Below are 16,907 nucleotides of genomic sequence, written 5' to 3'. Positions count from 1 at the left end.
TATTTTTGCCCTTGATCGCCAAGGCAACTGTCTGGCGGTTTGGTCTATAATTAACAAAAACGAATTAGATGAGGTCAAGATGGATACTAGCAAACTGAAAGCCTTTGCCGTATTGGCATCCACCTGGAAAAACTGCTCAAGCTGGCAGGCCGGCTATAAAATCAGGGCCCTGGCGATCTTGGCCAACAAGGACCTGCTGACCCAGCTTTTTGCCTTGAATGGACAAGTTCGCTAAAATAGCAGAAAAAAGTGGATATCATTTGTGCTTAGAACATTCGTTCTATATAATATGTAACAGACAGAAAGATGGAGGTGAAAGCATGCGCTTGTCAGAACTAGCCAAATACGTCCAGAAGAAGTATGGCTTGGGGGTCGATTTTATCACCAGCGGCGAGGTCAGCATGGCGGCTTTGATCGTTCCAGGAGCTGAGACTGCTTTCGCCCTCTTGATCAAGCAGGGGGAGAAAGAAGGCCTTGACCTGCACTGCGGTTCGATCGCGGCTTTTTTGGCCAAGCAGCCTGGCTTTGGAGCGCCGATCTGCATCAAGGATCGGGGGTGGCTGGGAGTTGACCTGACCGCGCCCGAGCTGAATGACCGCTTCCTGCTCAAGACCCTGGACACGGCCTATCAAGCTGGCCGGCCAGCGGTCAAGCGGCGTGAGCACATGTTTTACGTGGCCGACCGCAACGATGAGTCGCCATATGAGGACGCAGCGATCCCTGAGCGGGGCAGCTTCGTCAAGCGGTCGGACCATCGCCGAGTCAGTCATCATGGCTCAGACGTCATTTTCAGTTCCAAATCTCCGGTCCGCGGGCGAGACGACACCCCGCCCGCTATCAGCCGGATGCTGGAGTCATATGACTACCAGCTGCCAGTGGCGACCCGGCGGGAAGCCAACTTTTACTATCAAGGGATGATGATGGCCGACTATGAGGACAATTTTTCCTATTCCGGCCAGATTCGCTTTCGCCGGCCGGTCTACCATGACTTGTCAGTTAAGGAGCTGCGGGACTACTTCTCTTGGCGCTCGCGGGTCAGACAGGGGGATTTTGCCCCAGCCAAGTCGGGCTTTTTGTACCTGCTAACCAGTGAAATCGTCTGCCAGATCGGGATAAAAGACCCGCTTGCCGGGCTCAGGCAGCTGCAGCTTTTGCAAGAGCATTATCAAGGACAGGACCAGCTGACGATCTGGGATTTGAAGCATCTGATCCAGGGCTACCTGGTCTATTACGGGATAAAGCTCAGTCCAGAGGAAGAAGAGCAGGAATTTGCCGAAGAAATCAAGCGGGCTGAGCCGTATGAAACCTTGCTGGCGGACGCTGAAGGGGACAGCAGGGTCTACCAGGCTCTGTTGACCTTGGCCAAGAGCAAGCCGGGAGCCAATCCCTTGCTGAAGGAAGACCCTGAAAAGTATGCCAGCCTGGTGGCTGACGTCTGGAAAGAGATCAAGTCTTCACCTAAGCAGCTGGCCCAGCAGCTGGTCGGCGAGAAGTCGGTCTTTCCCATGCACCTGTTCGCGGATGCCGCCTTCTACAGCCCCCATCCAATTGAGGCGGCCACTTACCAGGTTGGGCAGGCCGTGACCTACCGCTGCAAAGACGGCAAGTGGACCAGCGAGGTCTACTGGCCAGCCGTCCGCCAGCACAAGCTGCTGCCAGACCTGCTGCACGAGATTGACCGCCGCAGCCGCCTGGCGCTTGGACGCGGGCGCAAGATGAAAGAGCGTCCCCTGCCTGCTGCCCTGCAAGAGGCCATCGAAGCCGGGATCAAGACCTACCTGCGTGAAGAAGCCGAGCGCGAAAAGCCGAAGATTCACCTGAACCTGGCCAGTCTGGCCAAGATCAGGGGCGACGCGGCTGAAACGCGGGAGAGCCTGCTGACTGAAGAAGAACGGCAGCTGGAAGCCCAAGAGGCTGAAGCAGAGCAAGAAGCCGCAGCCAGCCAGCAAGCAGCCCCCAGCCAAGAATGCAAGGAATCTTTTGGTCAGTTTGACTTGACGCCAGAAGAAGGCTATGTGCTCCAGCAGCTGATGGCCGGCAAGAGCGTGAGCGGCTACGTCAAGCAGCACCACCTGCTCACCGAGGTCCTGGCGGACAGCATCAACGAGAAGCTTTTTGACGAGATTGGCGACTCCGTCATCGAAATTGCCGGCACTGAGCCGGAACTGGTTGAAGACTACCGGGATGACTTGTCAGATTTATTTGGAAGCGAGGAATAAATTTTGGAAAAGAAAAAACGAGTTCCCAAGCGAATCGCGCAAACGGTCTTGAATTCCCTGAAGGGCGGGGTCGTGCCCCGCATTGGCCTGCCTTACGTCACCGTCGGCCGCAAGGCGGAAATTGCTGCCCTGCTGCACGACGTTGAGGTGGTGCAGGAAGGCGGGGCATCTTTCCGCTTTATTGAGGGCCGCTATGGGTCAGGGAAGAGCTTTTTGCTTCAGACCATCCGCAACTACGTAATGGACCGGAACTTTGTCGTCGTTGACGCCGACCTGTCGCCGGAACGGCGCCTGCAAGGAAGCAAGGGACAGGGCTTGGCGACCTACCGGGAACTGATCCAGAACCTGGCCACCAAGACCCGGCCAGAAGGCGGAGCCTTGAACCTGGTCTTGGACCGCTGGATCAACAACTTGCAGACCAGCGTGGCCCAGGAAAGCGGGCTGGATTTTGCCAGCCCGGCCTTTAAGGAGGCCGTGGACCAGAAGATTTTTGCCGTGATTTCCAGCCTTAGCGAGCTGGTGCACGGCTTTGACTTCGCCAAGCTCCTGCAGATGTACTACGATGCCTACGTTGACGGGGATGAAGCCACCAAGGGCAAGGTAATCAAGTGGTTCAGGGGAGAGTACAAGCTGAAGACCGATGCCCGGAAGGAATTGGGCGTCAACATCATCATTTCAGATGACGACTGGTATGAATACCTCAAGCTCTTTGCCAGCTTCTTCAGACAGGCCGGCTACAGCGGCATGTTCATCATGATCGATGAGCTGGTCAACCTCTACAAGATCCCCAACGCCATCAGCCGCCAGTACAACTATGAAAAGCTGCTGGCCATGTACAATGATGCCATGCAAGGCAAGGCCAAGCATTTGGGCATCATCATGTGCGGAACGCCCCAGGCGATTGAAGACCGGCGCCGGGGCGTCTACTCATATGAGGCCCTGCGCTCGCGTCTGGCTGAAGGCAAGTTTGCCAAGGCTGGCGCTCGGGACATGTATGCCCCGGTGATCAAGCTTGATCCGCTGACCCCCGAAGAGATGCTGGTCTTGACCGAGAAACTGGCGGCCATGCATGCTGGTCTGTACGGCTATGAGCAGACCATTACGGAAGCGGATCTGGAGGCCTTTATCAAGACGGAGTTTGCCCGGATTGGGTCCGACACCAATATTACCCCGCGGGAGGTCATCCGCGACTTTATCGAGCTGCTCGACATCGTTTGGCAGAACCCCGGCACTTCCGTCAAGGAACTCCTGGAGAGCGATGATTTTGCCTATGCCAAGTCTGACGCCGTTTCAGACGACAAGACGGATGAATATGCGGAATTTACGATTTAAGGGATAAATCATGTTTGATGCATTCGGGCATTATGCCCCCTTTATCCAAGACTATATTTATGAGCATGGCTGGCAGAAATTGCGGGCCATCCAGCTGGCAGGCGCCGATGTGATCTTCAACACCGACAACAACCTGCTATTGTCAGCAGCCACTGCCTCAGGGAAGACAGAGGCTGCTTTTTTCCCGATTCTGACGGAATTGGCTCAGGATCCGCCTGACTCAGTGGGCTGCTTGTACATCGCCCCCTTAAAGGCACTGATCAACGACCAGTACCTGCGCCTCAGCGACCTGTGCGCTGGCGGGGACATTCCGGTTTGGCGCTACCACGGCGACGTGTCCCAGAGTCAAAAGCGCAAGCTCTTCAAGCACCCGTCCGGAGTCTTGCAGATTACGCCGGAATCGCTGGAGTCATTAATGATCAACAAGCACGCGGATATTCCCCGTTTGTTTGGCGACTTGCGCTACATCGTGATCGATGAGCTGCACTCCTTTTTGCGCAGCGACCGGGGCGGGCAGACCTTCTGCCTGATTGAGCGCCTGGGTCGCTTAGCCGCTTGCGATCCCCGGCGGGTAGGCTTGTCAGCGACGATTGGGGATCCAAGAGCGGCCGGCAGGTTCCTGGCTGCTGGCTCAAGGCGCAAGACCTCGATTCCCAAGATTAAAGACGACCACCAGGTCTGGCGCTTGTCAATGGAGCATTTTTACAAGACCGATCCCCAGGCTGGGGCCGGAAGCGCGGCGGGGCAGCCGCCTTTGGCCAAGGCCAGCGACCAGGCACCGGAAATGGCCGATCCCAGCATGGCCTATATCTTTGACCATACCCGGGGGAAGAAGTGCCTGGTCTTTACCAACAGCCGGGAGGAATGCGAGGCCGTCTGCCAGGTGCTGCGCCAGTACTGCGAGGCCAAGCATGAGCCGGACCGCTTCATGATCCACCATGGCAATCTGTCAGCTGCCTTTCGCCAGAGCGCGGAAGAAGCAATGAAGGACGACAATGTCAAATTGACCACCTGCGCGACGGCGACTTTGGAACTGGGCATTGACATCGGCCAGCTGGAGCGGGCCTTTCAAATTGACGCTCCCTTTACGGTTTCAGGCTTTTTGCAGAGGATGGGGCGGACCGGCCGGCGGGGCAACCCGCCGGAAATGTGGTTCGTCATGCGCGAAGATCACCCGGAAAGCCGGGCCATGCTGCCGGTCTTGTTCCCATGGCCCTTATTGCAGGGGATTGCCCTGGTCCAGCTGTATCTTGAAGAACGCTGGGTGGAGCCGCCGCGGGAAAACCGCCTGCCATACAGCCTTTTGTACCACCAGACCATGAGCACCTTGGCGTCGATGGGAGAGATGACGCCAGCAGAACTGGCTTCCCGGGTCCTGTCTTTGTCATATTTTCACCGGGTCTCCCAAGCTGACTACAAAGTGCTCCTGCGCCATTTGCTCAAGACCGACCAGATCCAGTGGACCGAAAACAAGGGCTTGATCGTGGGCCTGAGCGGGGAGCGGGTGACCAACAATTTCAAGTTCTACGCCGTTTTCCAGGAAAATGAAGAATACAGCGTCCACTCAGCTTCAGAAGAGCTGGGCACGATCGTCAAGCCGCCCCCAATTGGCGACAAGGTGGCCATCGCGGGCCACGTGTGGGTGGTTGAAGAAATCGACCGCCAGCGCCACCAGGTCTACGTCCACCGGGTCAAGGGGCGGATCCCCGCTTACTTTGGCGACGTGCCAGGGGACATTCATCCCCGCATATTGGAGCGGATGCGGCAGATTTTGTCAGAAGACCGCAACTACCCATATTTGATGGCCAATGCCGTAGCCCGCTTGAACGAGACGCGGTCGATGGCTAGCATGGCGGGGATGCCGGCCAAGCAGCTGGTCAACCTGGGCGGCAAAACCTGGTGCCTGTTTCCTTGGACCGGGACGTATGCCTTCCTGGCCCTGGAACGGCTCTTGAAATTAAAGTGCGCCAAGCGCCTGGGCTTGAAGAACTTCGATTCCGTGCGTCCCTACTACATGCAGTTTTCGATGGACGTCAGCCCCGAGGACTTCTTCGCGATCGTCAAAGAAGAGGCCAGCAAGGACTTTGACCCGCTGGATTTAGTCTACCCCAAGGAAGTGCCGGTCTTTGACAAATATGATGAATACCTGCCGGATGAGCTGGTCCGGAAGGAGTTTGCCGAAAGCGTCCTGGATCTGGCGGAAATGCGCCGCTGCGTGGAAAAAATGCGGTAGAATAAAGTTATGAAAAGCACGAATTAGCTGAGCAGAAGGAAAAAGAGAAATGCAGAGCTTGATTATTTGTTTCGTGAAGAAAGGACAAAGATGTCTGTTACCCAGTGTCCCATAAACAGTTTTGACGAATTGGCCCAGCAGGCCGGAAAAAGCGACGAGCTGCACTTTACCTTGGGCGGAGATCCCTGGCTGCTGGTGGATGACGAGGATCCTGACTCTGACGCCACCAAGACCTTGATCAACTGCAATGACCCGGCGGTCACCGCTTCATTTGCGACCATTGAGGATTTTTTGACTTGCAAGATCAACGGCCGGACTTTGAAAGAACAATGGAGCGAGCTGACGGACGTCAGCTGCTGGTACATCAGGTTTGACAGTCTGGAGGAGTTCGTCCAGACCATCAAGGACGGCTGCGAGATTCAGTTCAGCCTGGATGGCCGTCAGTATTTGCTGGCAGAGAACAGCGACCAGCAGAGCTACCGGCAGCTGACCTATACCAATTATTCCAAGCAGGCTGACCCAGCTTTCATTGCCAAGTTCCGCAGCCTCGATGAGCTGCTGGCATATAAGATCGGAGGCCAACCGCTTTCAAAGCTGTGGACGCGGATGAGAAACGTCGATTACGGCTAAAGCCGAATGTTCGAAATTAACTTTTTAAAGGAAAAAATCATTCAAGTAAGGGCTTTGATTGCCAAGATTGATAATATTGGCAAATTCACCGGGACAAAAACTTTATTTTTTAAGAAAAAATACCAATTTTTATAAATAAAAGGAACTTTCCTCACAATCGGGTATAATATGACTTAGATTTTGAAATGAAGGAAAGATGAAAATCATGAAAAAGCTGCCCAGCCACCTAAAGAAAATTGTTCGTGTTCTCTTGCTTTTGTCCCTGGTCTGCTCCTTGACCGGCTTGACCTCGGCTTGCTCCAAGAAAGCGGAGACCACTTATGAAAGAGCCAAGCGGACCAACCGGATCGTTTGGGGCGTGCGTCCTGACACCCGCCTGTTTGGTTTGACCAATGTGAAGACCGGGAAGATCGAGGGCTTTGAAATCGACCTGGCCAAGGCCCTGACCAAGCAGATCCTTGGATCAAAGGGGAAAGCAGTCTTCCGCCCGATTACGGAAAAGACCCGGATCACGCTGCTGCACAACGGCTCCTTGGACGCGGTTATCTCAACGATGACTATTACCAAGGAAAGAATGAAGGTCATTGACTTCTCTGACGTCTACTTTGACGCGTCAGAATCAATGATCGTCAAAAAGACCGGCAAGATCAGAAATATCGCTGACTTGAACCATAAAGGAGTGGTCGTCATTGCCATCAAGGGGACCGACGTTTCCAATCAGGTGGCCAAGCTGGCCCCTAAGGCCAAAGTCAAGCAGTTCGATGACTATGGCTCAGCCTTTAACGCTTTAAAGGCTGGCCAAGGTGACGCGATGATCGATGACAACGGCATTTTGGCCGGGCTGATTGCCGATGACGACAAGTTTACCCTGACCGGGGATGCCTTGGCCCAAGAACCATACGGGATCGGGGTAGAGAAGGGCCAGGACCAGATGCGCCAGGCCATCAACAAGGCCTTGAAGACCGTACGCCAGGACGGGACTTACGACCGTCTGGTCAGAAAATGGTTTGGCAGGGTTTCCGGCTTCAATGTCAAGCAGGCTGAGTCAACCAAGGTCAAGATCCAGTAAATTGTCAAAAAAGCAGGCAAAAAGGCAAGCTCCATTTGGAACTTGCCTTTTAATTTGCTGCTTAATATTTGGCGACTAGTTGATGTCATTGCGGTAGAGGCCAACGACCTTGCCCAGGATCTGGACTTGATCCAGGATGATGGGAGCCATCGCGTCGTTTTCCGGCTGCAGGCGGAAGTGCCCGTCTTCCTTATAAAAGCGCTTGACCGTGGCTTCATCGTCATCGGTCATGGCCACTACGATCTCGCCGTTGCTGGCATTGGTCTGCTTGCGGACGATCACGTAGTCCCCGTTCAAGATGCCAGCGTTGATCATGGAAGTCCCGTGGACCTTCAGCATGAAGAGCTCGTCGGCCTCGTTCTTGAGGTCTGGCGGGGTCGGGAAGTAGTCTTCAATCGTTTCAACGGCCAGAATTGGCTGACCGGCGGTTACCACCCCGACGACAGGAATGTCTTTCGGCTTGATGCCCAGGACCTTGAGCCCTTCCGGGGTAATTTCCATGGCCCGCGGCTTGGTCGCGTCCTTCTGCAGGAGTCCCTTGCGCTCAAGGCGCACTAAGTGGCCATGGACCGTTGAAGTGGAAGAAAGTCCAACCGCGGCACAGATTTCGCGAACCGTTGGCGGGAATCCGCGACTTTCAACCGTATCATAGATGTACTGCAAAATTTCTAATTGTTTGTTTTCGTGGTTCATAGTCTTAATCCCGTAAAATCCTTATTTACTGTTCTATATTGATTTTAGCAGACATGACCGGAATTTACAAACAAACGTTCTAAGCGTTAAACTTTTTTTATGATCTTAAAAAGAGTAGACTATTACTCGAAATCAAGAATGGAAAGGCGGCAGTTTGATGACCCCAAAGGAAGAAGAAAAGCTTAGAAAGAGAATCAACCACTTGTACCACAAGAAGCAGGCTGAAGGCCTGAGTAAGGAAGAAGAGCAGGAAAGAAAAGAGCTGCACCAGAAGTTCATCGCCAACTTCAGAGCAGGCTTTCGCCAGCAGCTGGACAACCTGGTCGTGGTTGACAAGGAAGGCAATGACATTACTCCAGACAAGGCCAAGCAGATCCAGAAGGAAAAGGGCATTCGCTAAAGAGCTTTCAATTTATTCTTTAAAAATTGCCGGAAGTTTTGTAAGATAATATTTGTATTATCTACAAGCGGCTGGGCCGGAACGCTTTTCCGGCGGCAAGCTGAATTAAGGCCAATGGAGGTTAATCAGTTATGAATTTAGGTTTGGCGATCTTTTTAATTATCTTGGCAGCTCTGCTGGGTGCTGTGGCTGGTTTCTACGGCGCGCGGGCTTACATGAAGAATTACTTTAAAAAGAATCCCCCAATTACCCGCGAAATGGTTGAAGCAATGATGTCACAAATGGGGCAAAAGCCTTCTGCCAAGAAGGTCAACCAAGTGATGAACATGATCAAGCATCAATCAGCAAAGAACTAGGCAGAAGCGTTTTTGCCGGACTGGGGCAGCAGGGATTTTCTCCTGCTGCCTTTTTATATGTCAATTTATTTTGGAGTGTTTGAATATTTGGAGGTGAAAGATGGATACTTTTGCTAAGCTGGGCTGGTTCTTCAAGGCCCACAAGAAGCGCTACCTGCTGGGGATTACGGCCTTAATCCTGACCTCAGCGGCCAACCTGGTTCCACCCAGAATCCTGGGGATGATGGCTGACCAGCTGGATCAGGGCAAGATCAGCTGGGGGCAGTTTGCCTGCTATATCGGGGCCATTTTGGTCGCGGCCCTGGCCTTGTATTTGTTCCGCTTCTACTGGCGCAAGGAAATCTATGGCGGAGCGGCAGAACTGGAGAAAGAAATGCGGGGGCGGCTCTTCTGGCACTTCCTGCAGATGGACCGGACTTTCTTTCAGCGCTACCGGACCGGGGACTTGATGGCCAGAGCCACCAATGACGTGCAGGCGGTCCAGTTCGTGGCCGGCGACGGGGTCTTGACCCTGGTCGACGCCATCTTTACTGGCGGGGCAACTTTGATTGCCATGATGTGCTTCGTTGACTGGCGCTTGACGCTGGTTGCCATGATTCCTTTGCCATTTTTGGCCGTCTTGGCCAGATACTTGGGAACGCGCCTGCACGATGCCTACCTGGACTCGCAGGCTGCTTTTTCCCGTCTGAATAACAAGACCCAAGAGTCCTTGTCCGGGATCAAGGTTTTGAAGACTTTTGGCCAAAGCCAGCAGGACGCGGCGGCCTTCAACAAGATGACCTATGAGACGGTTGACGTCAACCGCAAGGTCTTCCGGATCGACTCTTTGTATGACCCCTTGATTACGATAATCATCGGGATCACCTACATGATTACGATCGTCTATGGCGGGACCATGGTCACCAACAAGACGATTTCGCTGGGCCAGCTGATTTCTTTCGTGGCCTATATTGGGACCATGGTCTGGCCAATGTTCGCGATCGGCTACTTGTTCAACATTTTGGAGCGCGGGAGCGCTTCTTATGACCGGATCATGGGTCTGCTTCATGAAAAATCCCTGATTGCCGATGCTGGGGAAGGGCTGGACACGAAGAGCATGCCGAAAATCCACGGCGACCTGCGCTGCCACGTGGTTGCCTTTGCCTATCCCGATGAGCCGGACCAGGACGTCTTAAGCGACATCGACTTTGACTTAAAGCCGGGCCAGACCCTTGGCCTGGTGGGCCGGGTCGGTTCCGGGAAGACGACCATTATCCAGCTCTTGATGCGGGAATTTGACAACTACCGCGGCCGGATCGTTTTTGGCGGGCGGGACATCCGCCAGATTCCCCTGGACGTCTACTTGAACGAGATCTCCTACGTGCCGCAGAACAACTTCTTGTTTTCGACCAGCGTCCGCGACAATATTGCTTTTGCCAAGCCGGAGGCCAGTCTGGAGGAAGTGGAGGAAGCAGCGAAGAAGAGTGCTCTGCATGATGACATCCTTTTGTTTGAAAAGGGCTATGACACCATGGTTGGGGAAAACGGGATTTCCCTGTCTGGGGGGCAAAAGCAGCGGATGTCGATTGCCCGGGCGCTGCTGCGCGACAGCGAGATTCTGATCCTGGACGATGCCTTGTCGGCCGTGGATGCCAAGACGGAAAAGGCAGTTCTGGCCAACCTGCGGGCCGAGCGGGCTGACAAGACGACCGTCATTGCCGCCCACCGCCTGTCCAGCGTCATGGATGCCGATGAAATTCTGGTCATGGCCCAGGGCAAGATTGCTGAGCGCGGAACCCACGAGGAGCTGCTTAAATTGAATGGCTGGTATGCCCGCATGTGGCGGCGCCAGGAACTGGCCGCGAAGGTAGGTGAAAGCGATGAATAATGAAGACCAATCCCAATCAGTCTGGAACCAGACGATCAGCGTCAAGGAACAGTGGCAGATCTTAAAGCGGCTATGCCGGTTCATCTTGAACTACAAAGGCGAGCTGCTGCTGGCTGTCTGCGGGATGGTTGCCGTGTCCGTGATCAACATGCTGCTGCCGACTTGGCTTCAGTACTACATGGACCACTTTTTGCGCCGCCAGAGCGCCAGCATGCAGGTGATTTGGGGAGTGGCCCTGATTTATGGCCTGGGGATCGTCATTAAAGCGGTCTTCCAGTTTACGTATGAATACCTGTATGCCTTGGCCGGTGAGCGGTCCCTGGAACGGGTCAGAAGAGAGCTTTATGCCCACATTCACAAATTGGGGATGCGCTATTTTGACCAAACGCCTGCTGGCTCCATTTTGTCCAGGGTGACCAACGACACGATGACCTTGAGCAACTTTATGCAGGTCTTCAGTGCCTTCATGCTGGGAATCATTTCCATGGTTACGGCCTTAATTGCCATGTTCTCAGCCGATAAGACCGCGGCCTTGATCGTCCTTTGCTTCGTCCCGGTGATCATTTTGGTCATCTGGCTGTACAACCACCTGAATTCCAAGACCTACCACGAGTTCCGGGCCAGAAACTCCCTGATCAACACCAAGCTGGAAGAGGCAATTTCGGGGATGTCGGTCATCCAGCAGTTCCGCCAGGAAAAGCGGATCGCTGCTGACTTTGAGCAGACCAACCAAGAGCAGATGCGGACCCGCTTCAAGCTGATCAAGACCAACTCGCTGCTGCTTTCGCCTTTTACCAGCCTGCTTTACTCCCTGGCCCTGGCGGCCAGCCTGGTCTGGTTTGGCTACCCCTTGCACCGGGTCTTCGTGCCGGCGGGTTTGATCTATGCTTTTGCCAACTACGTTCAGAACTTCTTCAACCCGCTGAATGACATGATGAACAGTCTGACCTTCTTTACTGACGGAATCGTGGCCGGGAAGCGGATCTTCAAGATCATGGATGAAGACGAGTATGAGCCTGTGCAAGCCGGCAAGGCTGATGCCAAGATTGAGCAGGGGAAGATCGAATTCAAGCACGTGTCCTTCAGCTACGATGGCAAAAATGACGTCCTGCATGACGTCTCCTTTACCCTTGAGCCAGGACAGACTTTAGGGATCGTTGGCCACACGGGTTCGGGCAAGAGCTCCATCATCAACGTGATGATGCGCTTTTACGAGTTCCACGATGGGCAGATCCTGATTGACGGTCACGATATCCGTGACTTCAGCAAGGAAGAGCTGCGCGAGAAGCTGGGGCTGGTCTTGCAGGAGCCGTTCATGTTCTATGGCGACATCGCGTCAAACATTCGACTCTACAATGAGCAAATTACGGATGAGCAGATTCAGGCAGCTGCCAAGACGGTGCAAGCTGACCGCTTCATTGAGGAGCTGCCGGGCAAGTACCATGCCCAAGTGATTGAAGGCGGCTCTGAATTCTCCAGCGGCCAGCGGCAGCTGATCTCCTTTGCCCGGACCTTGGTGACCGATCCCAAGATCCTGATTCTGGATGAAGCCACCGCCAACGTCGACACGGAAACCGAAAGCCTGATTCAAGAAGGCCTGCAGAAGCTGCGCCGCGGGCGCACGACCCTGGCGATAGCCCACCGCTTGTCCACGATTGCGGATGCTGACCAGATCATCGTCTTGGACAAGGGGCGGATCGTCGAGCACGGAACCCATGAAGAGCTGCTGGCGCAAAAGGGCTACTACTATGACCTTTACACCTTGCAGCAGAGCGCTGAATAAGCTCAAAATACAGTAAGGATCTCAAAAGCTAATTGCAAGCAAATGAGTCTGAAAAAAAGGCTTCTAGAAGTGGAAACTTCTGGAAGCCTTTTGATGTATCTTAAATCACAGCAGAGTGAAGCTCTAAAGTCCCCAACTGCCGCGTTTTTATAACATTCGAACAGCTGGCTTATTCCAAGGCATCAAGGTGCACGTGCTTGACTAAGGGCAGCTCTTCCAAAGAAGTCACCAGCTCGTCGATCTCAACGGCCAGCTGGCTGATGTCCAGGGACAGCAGCAGGTTGGCCTTGCCGGCAATGGGGATGGCCTGCGAGATCGTCAAGATGGAGGTCTTCAGCTGGCTCAGGCAGGACAAGACCGCGGACAAGGCGCCAGGCGCGTCGGCCAGAATGATGGACAAGACGGCATGGCGGGAAATGCCTGAATCGCTGGCCCGGAAGACGTAATCCTTATACTTGTAGTAGGTGTTTCTGGAGATGCCAACCTTCTCGGTGGCTTCCGTGACGGTCGTGGCTTCATGGTTTTCCAGGAGCTCCCGAGCCAGGATGACCTTGTCCAGATAGTCGGGCAGAATTTGTTTATTAACGTAAAAGTATTCTGAAGCCATGTATTTCCTCCTTGAAAGTTATTTTTAATTTCTGTTTAATATGCTTGTGGGAAGATCTTGTCAGTCCATGTCTAGAATGATACTATGTTGTTAATTGAAAAACAACTGTATTTCGCAGAGAAACAGAAGCGCTTAATTTTTTCACAAAAAGCAAAGAGTTCAAAGAAAGCGGAGAGAATACAAATGAAGGTAGCATTGTTGGGCTTCGGCGTTGTCGGCTCTGGCGTGGCCAAGATCGTTGACGGGGCTGAAAATGACGAGATGGGCGATATTTCTATTAAGAAGATTTTGGTGCACACGCCGGCAAAGATGCGCCAGGATCCCCGTTGCGTCGTTGACATCAACGAAATTCTAGATGACCCGGAAATTGACGTGGTCTGTGAATGCATCGGGGGGCTGGAACCAGCTCATACATACGTCAAAGAAGCCTTGGAGCGCGGCAAGAGCTGCATTACTTCCAACAAGAAGATGATTGCCAGTTTCGCCAGCGAGCTGTTCCCTCTGGCCCAAGAAAAGGGCGTGGCCCTGGCTTATGAATCCAGCGTCGGCGGCGGAATTCCTTGGATTGCCAACATTGAGCGCATTAGACGCTTGGAAGAGGTCAAGTCTTTTAGGGGAATCTTCAACGGCACGACCAACTACATTCTGTCCGCCATGGACCAGGAAGGCAGCGATTTTGCTGAATGCCTGCAAAAGGCCCAGGAACTGGGCTATGCTGAAGCGGATCCATCTGATGACATTGACGGCTTTGACGTCCGCTACAAGGTTGCCCTTTCCTGCTTGGCGGCCTTCAGGCGCTATGTCAAGCCAGAAGACATCATTACCTGGGGGGTAAGGCGGATCAGCAAGCAAGACTTTATCTGGGCCAAGGACCACAAGCTGTCCATCAAGCTTGTGGGACAGGCGCGGGAAAACAAGGGCGGGCTTTCTGCCTATGTCCTGCCCCTGATGTTCAGAAATGACCACCTGCTGTCCAATGTTTCGGCCAATTTCAATGCTCTGGAGCTTGATTCAGCCAACCTGGGCACGGCTGCCTTTGTCGGCCAAGGGGCAGGCTCGTTGCCAACGGCCCATGCTCTGGTCCAGGACATCCTTGACGTCAATGAAGGCCGGCGCCTGGACATGTCCCAGGCCAAGCCGGCTGAGCTGAAGGATCCTGAAGCGGCATCTTATTACCTGCGGACCAAGCAGGGTGAATTCTTTGACCAAGCCGGCGTGATCAAGGAGCAGGTTGGCAAGGATGCTTACGTGACCAAGCCGCTGCCTTTGTCCAGAATCAATGATTTGGCCAAGCAGGCTGGCGATGACGGGTTATTTTTGGCTGAGGTGGAACTATAATGAAAGTTGTGAAGTTCGGCGGCTCATCCGTAGCCAACAGCGAGCAATTTGCAAAAGTAAAAAAGATCATTGACGCGGATCCTTCCCGCCGCTTCATCGTCACCAGCGCCTGCGGGAAGTCGTCCAATGAGGACCACAAGGTCACCGACCTGCTGTATCTCTGCGCCGCCCACCTGAACTATGGAGTTTCCTACCACGAAATCTTTCAAATGATCGTGACCAAGTACATGGAAATCAAGAATTCCCTGGGGCTCAAGCTGGACCTGGGCAAGGAGTTCCAAAAGATCCGGGCCAACATCACCAGCGACTTGAATCTGGACTATCTGGTCTCACGGGGGGAATACCTGACGGGCTTGTGCCTGGCGGAATACCTGGACGCGGACTTTGTCGACGCGGCGGACGTGATCGCCTTTAATTTTGATGGCAGCATCAACATGAAGAAGACCGCGGAGCTGGTCAGGGCCAAGGTGGATATCAGCCGCCGGGTCGTGATTCCCGGCTTTTACGGCTGCCTGCCCAATGGCGTGATCAAGGTCATGAGTCGGGGCGGGTCTGACATCACGGGGGCGGTCTTGGCCAATATTTTTGACGTGGACGTCTACGAAAATTGGACTGACGTCTCCGGCTTTTACGTGGCTGATCCCCGGATCGTCAAGAATCCGCTCCAGATCCCCCGGGTCACTTACAGCGAATTGCGGCAGATGAGCTATATGGGGGCCAACGTCCTCCATGACGACGCGGTCTTTCCGGTCAGGGAGAAAAATATCCCAATCAATGTTCGCAACACCAACTTCCCGGAGAACCCCGGCACCTTGATCCGCAACGACTTCACTGAAGACGATGAGCGCGACGCGCCGCCGGTCATCACCGGGATCACTGGCCGCAAGGACTTTACCGTGATCACCCTGGTCAAGTCCCACGCGTCCGCTGAGCCGGGCTTCTTGCGCCGGGTCTTCTCGATCTTTGAGAAGTACCAGATCTCTCTGGAAAGCGTGCCGACGACCGTGGATACTTTTTCCGTGGTCGTGCGCACCAAGGCGATCGAGCGCAAGCTGTATGAAATCCTGGGCGAGCTCAAAGCGGAGCTGCACTTTGACGACGTGCGGGTTGACCAGCACCTGGCCATGGTGGCCGTGGTCGGCCGGGCCATGAAGAACATGCCGGGGATGTCCGGACGAATTCTTTCCGAGCTGGGGGCCAAGCAGATCAATATCCGCACGATTACCCAGTCATGCGATGAATTGAGCATCGTCATCGGGGTTGACAACCGCGATTTTTACAAAGCCATTCAGGCGATCTATAATAAATTTATTAATGAAGAAAGGCAAGGCTTATCAGAATGAAAATTGGTATTTTAGGGGCAACTGGCGCCGTTGGCCGGCAGATGTTGCAGTGCATTGAAGAAAGACAGATCCCAGCAGACGAAATCCGCGTCTTCGCGTCCAAGCGGTCTGTCGGCAAGAAGCTGTTCTGCAACGGCTATGAGCTGACTGTGGAAGAGGCTACCCAAGACCGGCTCAACGGGCTGGACTTTGTCTTAGGGGCCGTCTCCAACGCTCTGTCAAAGAAGTTCCGCCCAATGGTGGAGAAGAGCGGGGCCATCTACATCGACAACAGCTCAGCCTTCCGCCAGGAAGACGGGGTACCATTGGTCGTGCCTGAAATCAACGGGGCCGATGCCTTGAAAAACCACGGCGTAATTGCCAACCCTAACTGCTCAACCGCCATCACCTTGATGGCTTTGGCGCCAATCAACAACCTCTCCAAGATCAAGACGATCAACGCCTGCACCTACCAGGCCGTTTCCGGCGCCGGCATGGGCGGGATTGAAGAACTGAAGGGCGAGGTCGATGCCTTGGAAAAGGGCGAGACTTATGAGCCAAAGGTCTTCCCAGGCCAAATCGCCTTCAACGTCATTGCCAACATCGGCTCGCCTTTGGACAATGGCTACACGACTGAAGAAATGAAGATGCAGAACGAAGGACGCAAGATCCTGCATTTGCCTGACTTGAAGGTCACCTGCACCTGCGTGCGCGTGCCGGTCTACCGGTCACACTCAATCAGCGCGACCGTCGTAACCGAAGAGCCAGTCGCGATCGCTGATGCGGAAAAGGCCATTGCTGCCTTTAAGGGGGATGTGCTGGTCACTGACAAGACCCCAACGCCTTTGGACAACTCTGACAAGGATGACGTCTACGTTGGCCGCATCCGCCGCGACTTGACCAATCCAAACGGTCTGGTCGTCTGGTGCACCGGGGACCAGATCCGCAAGGGCGCTGCTTCCAACGCGGTACAAATTATGGAATACCTGCTGGACCACCAAGCATAAAAGCTTAAAGCAAAATACCTGCCACAAGCGCGTGGCAGGTATTTTTGTGAT

15 protein-coding genes are annotated in these 16,907 nt (G+C 54.0%); 13 read left to right on the top strand and 2 right to left on the bottom strand.

Annotated elements, in window-relative coordinates:
* Positions 1-79 precede the first annotated feature (79 nt).
* The 6 genes from FYJ62_RS01905 to FYJ62_RS01880 all read left to right on the top strand — a co-directional run bounded on the left by FYJ62_RS01905 (position 80) and on the right by FYJ62_RS01880 (position 7,483).
* Positions 80-235 carry a hypothetical protein gene (locus tag FYJ62_RS01905; RefSeq protein WP_154547202.1) on the top strand — a complete coding sequence of 52 codons (156 nt, stop codon included), beginning with the start codon at positions 80-82 and terminating at the stop codon, positions 233-235.
* An 85-nt stretch (positions 236-320) separates the two neighbouring features.
* On the top strand, positions 321-2,219 hold the full coding sequence (locus FYJ62_RS01900; RefSeq protein WP_195837369.1) for a TerB N-terminal domain-containing protein: 1,899 nt from the start codon (positions 321-323) through the stop codon (positions 2,217-2,219).
* Between the two features lie 3 nt (positions 2,220-2,222).
* Complete coding sequence (locus FYJ62_RS01895; RefSeq protein WP_154547198.1) at positions 2,223-3,551, top strand: ATP-binding protein; 1,329 nt, start codon at positions 2,223-2,225, stop codon at positions 3,549-3,551.
* 10 nt (positions 3,552-3,561) lie between these two features.
* Positions 3,562-5,784: a DEAD/DEAH box helicase gene (locus FYJ62_RS01890; RefSeq protein WP_154547196.1), complete on the top strand. Its 2,223-nt coding sequence runs from the start codon at positions 3,562-3,564 to the stop codon at positions 5,782-5,784.
* A 90-nt stretch (positions 5,785-5,874) separates the two neighbouring features.
* Positions 5,875-6,414 (top strand): hypothetical protein, encoded by a 540-nt coding sequence (locus FYJ62_RS01885; RefSeq protein WP_154547194.1) that lies wholly within the window; start codon positions 5,875-5,877, stop codon positions 6,412-6,414.
* A gap of 196 nt (positions 6,415-6,610) precedes the next feature.
* Entirely contained in the window at positions 6,611-7,483 is an 873-nt protein-coding gene (locus FYJ62_RS01880) for a transporter substrate-binding domain-containing protein (protein WP_407657282.1), read from the top strand.
* Between the two features lie 75 nt (positions 7,484-7,558).
* Here FYJ62_RS01880 and lexA read toward each other — a convergent pair whose 3' ends face one another.
* A complete protein-coding gene (lexA, locus tag FYJ62_RS01875; RefSeq protein WP_154547192.1) occupies positions 7,559-8,176 on the bottom strand; it encodes a transcriptional repressor LexA in 618 nt (205 codons plus the stop codon).
* Positions 8,177-8,333: 157 nt separating this feature from the next.
* Here lexA and FYJ62_RS01870 point away from each other — a divergent pair, with 157 nt between their 5' ends.
* From FYJ62_RS01870 to FYJ62_RS01855, 4 genes are all read left to right on the top strand, one after another.
* On the top strand, positions 8,334-8,576 hold the full coding sequence (locus tag FYJ62_RS01870) for a DUF896 domain-containing protein (protein WP_154547190.1): 243 nt from the start codon (positions 8,334-8,336) through the stop codon (positions 8,574-8,576).
* Positions 8,577-8,707: 131 nt separating this feature from the next.
* Positions 8,708-8,932: a YneF family protein gene (locus FYJ62_RS01865; protein WP_154547188.1), complete on the top strand. Its 225-nt coding sequence runs from the start codon at positions 8,708-8,710 to the stop codon at positions 8,930-8,932.
* Between the two features lie 100 nt (positions 8,933-9,032).
* Positions 9,033-10,799 carry an ABC transporter ATP-binding protein gene (locus FYJ62_RS01860; RefSeq protein ID WP_154547186.1) on the top strand — a complete coding sequence of 589 codons (1,767 nt, stop codon included), beginning with the start codon at positions 9,033-9,035 and terminating at the stop codon, positions 10,797-10,799.
* Complete coding sequence (locus tag FYJ62_RS01855) at positions 10,792-12,582, top strand: ABC transporter ATP-binding protein (protein WP_154547184.1); 1,791 nt, start codon at positions 10,792-10,794, stop codon at positions 12,580-12,582. The genes FYJ62_RS01860 and FYJ62_RS01855 overlap by 8 nt, the downstream gene beginning before the upstream one ends.
* Positions 12,583-12,751: 169 nt before the next feature.
* Here FYJ62_RS01855 and FYJ62_RS01850 read toward each other — a convergent pair whose 3' ends face one another.
* Positions 12,752-13,189 carry an ACT domain-containing protein gene (locus FYJ62_RS01850; protein ID WP_154547182.1) on the bottom strand — a complete coding sequence of 146 codons (438 nt, stop codon included), beginning with the start codon at positions 13,187-13,189 and terminating at the stop codon, positions 12,752-12,754.
* A 183-nt stretch (positions 13,190-13,372) separates the two neighbouring features.
* Here FYJ62_RS01850 and FYJ62_RS01845 point away from each other — a divergent pair, with 183 nt between their 5' ends.
* Genes FYJ62_RS01845 through FYJ62_RS01835 form a run of 3 tightly spaced genes read left to right on the top strand, consistent with a single transcriptional unit; the run spans position 13,373 to position 16,856 of the window.
* Complete coding sequence (locus FYJ62_RS01845) at positions 13,373-14,527, top strand: homoserine dehydrogenase (protein WP_154547180.1); 1,155 nt, start codon at positions 13,373-13,375, stop codon at positions 14,525-14,527.
* Positions 14,527-15,870, top strand: a complete 1,344-nt coding sequence (locus tag FYJ62_RS01840) for an aspartate kinase (protein WP_154547178.1) — start codon at positions 14,527-14,529, stop codon at positions 15,868-15,870. The genes FYJ62_RS01845 and FYJ62_RS01840 overlap by 1 nt, the downstream gene beginning before the upstream one ends.
* Positions 15,867-16,856 carry an aspartate-semialdehyde dehydrogenase gene (locus FYJ62_RS01835; protein WP_154547176.1) on the top strand — a complete coding sequence of 330 codons (990 nt, stop codon included), beginning with the start codon at positions 15,867-15,869 and terminating at the stop codon, positions 16,854-16,856. The genes FYJ62_RS01840 and FYJ62_RS01835 overlap by 4 nt, the downstream gene beginning before the upstream one ends.
* Positions 16,857-16,907 lie beyond the last annotated feature (51 nt).

It is taken from the genome of Lactobacillus porci (genome assembly GCF_009695985.1).
GTDB lineage: Bacteria > Bacillota > Bacilli > Lactobacillales > Lactobacillaceae > Lactobacillus > Lactobacillus absianus.
The sequence above is the reverse complement of the archived record's forward strand: the minus strand, read 5'-3'. Positions and strand labels throughout refer to the sequence as shown.

Coding starts and splice junctions, on each gene's coding strand:
- FYJ62_RS01880 (WP_407657282.1), top strand. CDS start 6,611: ATGAAAATCATGAAAAAGCTGCCCAGCCACCTAAAGAAAATTGTTCGT.
- FYJ62_RS01900 (WP_195837369.1), top strand. CDS start 321: ATGCGCTTGTCAGAACTAGCCAAATACGTCCAGAAGAAGTATGGCTTG.
- FYJ62_RS01855 (WP_154547184.1), top strand. CDS start 10,792: ATGAATAATGAAGACCAATCCCAATCAGTCTGGAACCAGACGATCAGC.
- FYJ62_RS01865 (WP_154547188.1), top strand. CDS start 8,708: ATGAATTTAGGTTTGGCGATCTTTTTAATTATCTTGGCAGCTCTGCTG.
- FYJ62_RS01850 (WP_154547182.1), bottom strand. CDS start 13,189: ATGGCTTCAGAATACTTTTACGTTAATAAACAAATTCTGCCCGACTAT.
- lexA (WP_154547192.1), bottom strand. CDS start 8,176: ATGAACCACGAAAACAAACAATTAGAAATTTTGCAGTACATCTATGAT.
- FYJ62_RS01845 (WP_154547180.1), top strand. CDS start 13,373: ATGAAGGTAGCATTGTTGGGCTTCGGCGTTGTCGGCTCTGGCGTGGCC.
- FYJ62_RS01885 (WP_154547194.1), top strand. CDS start 5,875: ATGTCTGTTACCCAGTGTCCCATAAACAGTTTTGACGAATTGGCCCAG.
- FYJ62_RS01890 (WP_154547196.1), top strand. CDS start 3,562: ATGTTTGATGCATTCGGGCATTATGCCCCCTTTATCCAAGACTATATT.
- FYJ62_RS01860 (WP_154547186.1), top strand. CDS start 9,033: ATGGATACTTTTGCTAAGCTGGGCTGGTTCTTCAAGGCCCACAAGAAG.
- FYJ62_RS01840 (WP_154547178.1), top strand. CDS start 14,527: ATGAAAGTTGTGAAGTTCGGCGGCTCATCCGTAGCCAACAGCGAGCAA.
- FYJ62_RS01870 (WP_154547190.1), top strand. CDS start 8,334: ATGACCCCAAAGGAAGAAGAAAAGCTTAGAAAGAGAATCAACCACTTG.
- FYJ62_RS01905 (WP_154547202.1), top strand. CDS start 80: ATGGATACTAGCAAACTGAAAGCCTTTGCCGTATTGGCATCCACCTGG.
- FYJ62_RS01835 (WP_154547176.1), top strand. CDS start 15,867: ATGAAAATTGGTATTTTAGGGGCAACTGGCGCCGTTGGCCGGCAGATG.